This is a genomic window from Bacteroides caecigallinarum, assembly GCF_021530995.1.
Classification (GTDB): domain Bacteria; phylum Bacteroidota; class Bacteroidia; order Bacteroidales; family Bacteroidaceae; genus Phocaeicola; species Phocaeicola faecigallinarum.
In genome coordinates, this window is record NZ_JADYTF010000185.1 from 1 (window position 1) to 3,594 (window position 3,594).

A 3,594-nucleotide genomic window follows, 5' to 3' on the forward strand; every position below is an offset into this window, starting at 1 on the left:
ATATTATACCGAGAACAGAGCATGCACTTATACCTATAGGTATTGAAAAAGAACTTATTATTATAATAAGTATTAGCATAATAACAGCCATACAACTAATAATTTTTGTTCTTGAAATGTTATTCATATGCTTGTTTTTTTTAAGAAAAGTAGAAACGGCTTCCTTCAACCAAGTATGTTATTTTAATGAAATATATATGCAATAAATATCAGCAACAACAGTAAAGAAGCACCAACGTACCTGTACTTCTTATTGAATATGGTAAATACGCACAAGCCCACTATAACTAATCGGTATATTATGCTAATTGAGGTAAAGTCACCTGAAAATATCTGAACCGAACAGGTAACCGCTATAGTTATAAGGATGATATTCAGAACTATCTTGAAAATATCATTGATAATCTTATTTATTTCCATAATCTTTATGAACAACCATCGGTAACCCTTTTTCGTCTTTGATAATTTTGAAGTTTCCTGAGTCAAGCATTTCATTCCATTGCCGGAATAAATCTATAATAAACTCATACAAGTCCTTTCGTACATTTATATCTTCGTGTGAAGACAATGGGCATACAAGTTTTCCATCCTGTTCCGACAGATATTTTCTTGCTCTGTCTAGGGCTGCGAGATATATCACCTGATTATATATATAATCGTCATTATAACCGTCAGTATTCAATGCGTCTATGGCAGAATACGACATTTCGACAGTAGTTTGTAGATATGTAGTATCAGTAATTGATTCTCTATATCTGTTTGCCTTCTCCATCATCTTATCAATTCTTTTCCTTGCTTTCTGGTCGTCAGACATTACTGTATTGTTTTCTTGTGTAGTGTTCATCAGAAACCAAACCTTCCTTTGCCATTCATATACGGCAAACTTCTCGTCATCCACATTATCTGTTTTGTCAATATAGCTTCTTATACTTGGCGCAGAAGAATACTTGGATTGTATTATGTCATCAACCAGATAGCCATGCAGTCCCTTCAGATTATTGAACAGAAAACCTTGGAACATCAGGTTTATATAGTCTTTGTTCTCGTGCAGGTATTGTTTGTAGGCTTTGTAGGCATCAGATTTCATATAGTCCGAAGCTTTGCTACTGTAGCCCGTTTTCTCAAGCTCATCCTCCAGTGCCTTTTCCAGTCTTACATACTCTGAAGAATCCTCTATGCTGTACCAATAGTGCTCATCAGGCTTTGAAGACATATCTACCCATGCCTTCGCCTCCCAATAATCTATACCCATGTTTACAGAATCTCTTTCTTCAGGGGACAATTCATAGTATAGAGAATCTTTTTCCCAGCCATCGAAAATGACTTCAATCGAGTCTGATTTCTCTTTCATTATTCCTTTATAGATTTCAGGCAGTTTCTGGTCTGTTTGGGACGTTATCATGAATGCACCGCTTTCTATCCTGCCATTAACCTGTGGATCTGAAATGATGGAGTCGTTATATACGAATGCAATTTGTTTCCCGATTGCACTTTCAGTCTCATCGGCCCACTTGTTGATCTTATGCTTGCTTATTCGTCCGCTAATGGCATATTTGCCGTAATAGTCTTTTTCAAGTTTTAACCCAACCATATCTTTTACAGTTATGATTGGCTTAACAGATAAGCTGTCTGTACTTAATACATGATACCAGCCATTTTCTCTATGTGACAATGCCTGGTCAGCATTATTTGTCACATAAACACCGGTAGGCCCGTCTGCACCTCCTATGATACCAGCAGCACTCCTTTTGGATGTTTTACAGCTAATAAAAGAAGTAGAGATTAAGATAAAAAGGTATAAGAGTCTCATAATTTGAATTTATTGTCGTTGCAAAGATTATTAATAAAAGTATTTTGAATAAATTTCCTGTTTTCATACCGTTAGTGGAATTAATTTGCAAAGCTACAGAAATATAGGATCTAAATTCCCAATCTTATCTCCCGCAGACGATACAATGATAGAATCAAAATCTGTTCATCACATGTCAGATTCTAATTCTTTCTCAATTTCTTCAATAGTAGGCAAACTACCTCGGAAATCTTTCGGTAGAGCTTGCCCTAATTCATAATCGGAAATTCCGATAGGCTTCTGAATATCACGCAATGCATATTCTGCCTTGATACGGTCTTTGCTCTTGCAAAGCAACAGTCCGATAGTCCGGTTGTCCCCCTCTCGGCAAAGAATATCATCTACGGCAGAGCAGTAGAAATTCAGTTTGCCGATATACTCCGGTATAAACTCCGTATCTTTCAATTCAATCACCAAATAGCGGTGCAGAAAGGTATTATACATCAATATGTCAATATAATAATCATCGCCAGACACCTCTATATGATACTGTCGTCCCATGAAAGCAAAGCCTGCCCCCATTTCTACAAGGAATTTCTCCACATGCTTCACCAAGCCGATTTCCACGTCACGCTCATTGTATTGCTCTGTAAAAGTCAGCATATCAAATATATATGGGTCTTTGAGCATTGATTTCACATCATCTGCTTCCGGAACAGGCAGGGTTTCCGTGAAATTGTTAGCCAACGCTCCGTGCTTGCCATAATCATCAAGTTTGATGGCTTCTTGCAGATAGCGTGTTGTCCAGTGATTGGTAATGCTCTGCACCATATACCAATAGCGTGCACGAATATCTTTGACCTGCTTTATCAATACAAGATTGTGCGTCCAATCCAAATGCTTGACAGGTAGGGTGAAATTATATTCATCCAATTGCGAAATCAGTGATTTCGCAATTGGGGAAACTGCCCTTTTTATCATCGTAAGTTCCTGATTATACTCATTAAAAAACTGCACCATATATTGCATGTTACGTACAGTAAATCCTTTTATTTCGGAATAATCGTTCTTCAAGTCCGCTGCCAGCCGTTGCAAGGTTTTCTTGCCCCAACCGTCTGCATCCTGGCTTTGCTGCAACATGCCGCCAATATCCCAATACATCCTGAGCATTTCTTCATTGGCAGCATAAATCGCCCTTTGCTGGGCTATCAGTACCCGTTGCTTGATTTTGCGAAGTAATGCTGCATAACCACGAAAGTTATCCGACATGTTTTCAATTGCTTGTTTATCTGTATTTTTAGCCATAATTTTCTTTGATAGATTTACAAAGTTACGTTTATATTAATCATTCAAACATGTATAAACAAAAATAATACATTAAAGTGAAATCCACAACCAAACAATAATAAAGACATAATTTACATTTTGACATTTTGCTTTTCTAACCTTCCAAGGTTTAAATATTCAGAAGAAAGATATTATCCATCAATAAAAATTTAAGCCACAAGACATACGATACAAAACAAAATAACACGCAATAAGACACAAAACATTCACCAATACACTATACCACCAATTACACAAGCAAAATTTCACATTATATAATATAATTCTTTCTATTTAATATTACAAATTATATTAAAAACACGACAAATCCAGATAAAAATAACGGCTTGTGGAAGCTTCAAGAAAAACGTTTTGACGTTTTATCCGAAACGTCCAAGCGTTTTAAATCACATAACAGGAAGAAATTTTTTTTCTTCTAGGCAAAAAATATTTTTTACAAGCAGAATTTATGTTAACAC

The 3,594-nt window shown here is 36.1% G+C and carries 2 protein-coding genes; both read right to left on the reverse strand.

Annotated features, from left to right (window positions below):
• Positions 1-406: 406 nt before the first annotated feature.
• Positions 407-1,810: a SecDF P1 head subdomain-containing protein gene (locus I6E24_RS15665; RefSeq protein ID WP_235329569.1), complete on the reverse strand. Its 1,404-nt coding sequence runs from the start codon at positions 1,808-1,810 to the stop codon at positions 407-409.
• Between the two features lie 168 nt (positions 1,811-1,978).
• Positions 1,979-3,094 carry a PDDEXK nuclease domain-containing protein gene (locus tag I6E24_RS15670; protein ID WP_235329571.1) on the reverse strand — a complete coding sequence of 372 codons (1,116 nt, stop codon included), beginning with the start codon at positions 3,092-3,094 and terminating at the stop codon, positions 1,979-1,981.
• Positions 3,095-3,594 lie beyond the last annotated feature (500 nt).

Excerpts from the sequence above, each read along its gene's own strand:
- I6E24_RS15665 (WP_235329569.1), bottom strand. The coding sequence starts at position 1,810 with ATGAGACTCTTATACCTTTTTATCTTAATCTCTACTTCTTTTATTAGC.
- I6E24_RS15670 (WP_235329571.1), bottom strand. The coding sequence starts at position 3,094 with ATGGCTAAAAATACAGATAAACAAGCAATTGAAAACATGTCGGATAAC.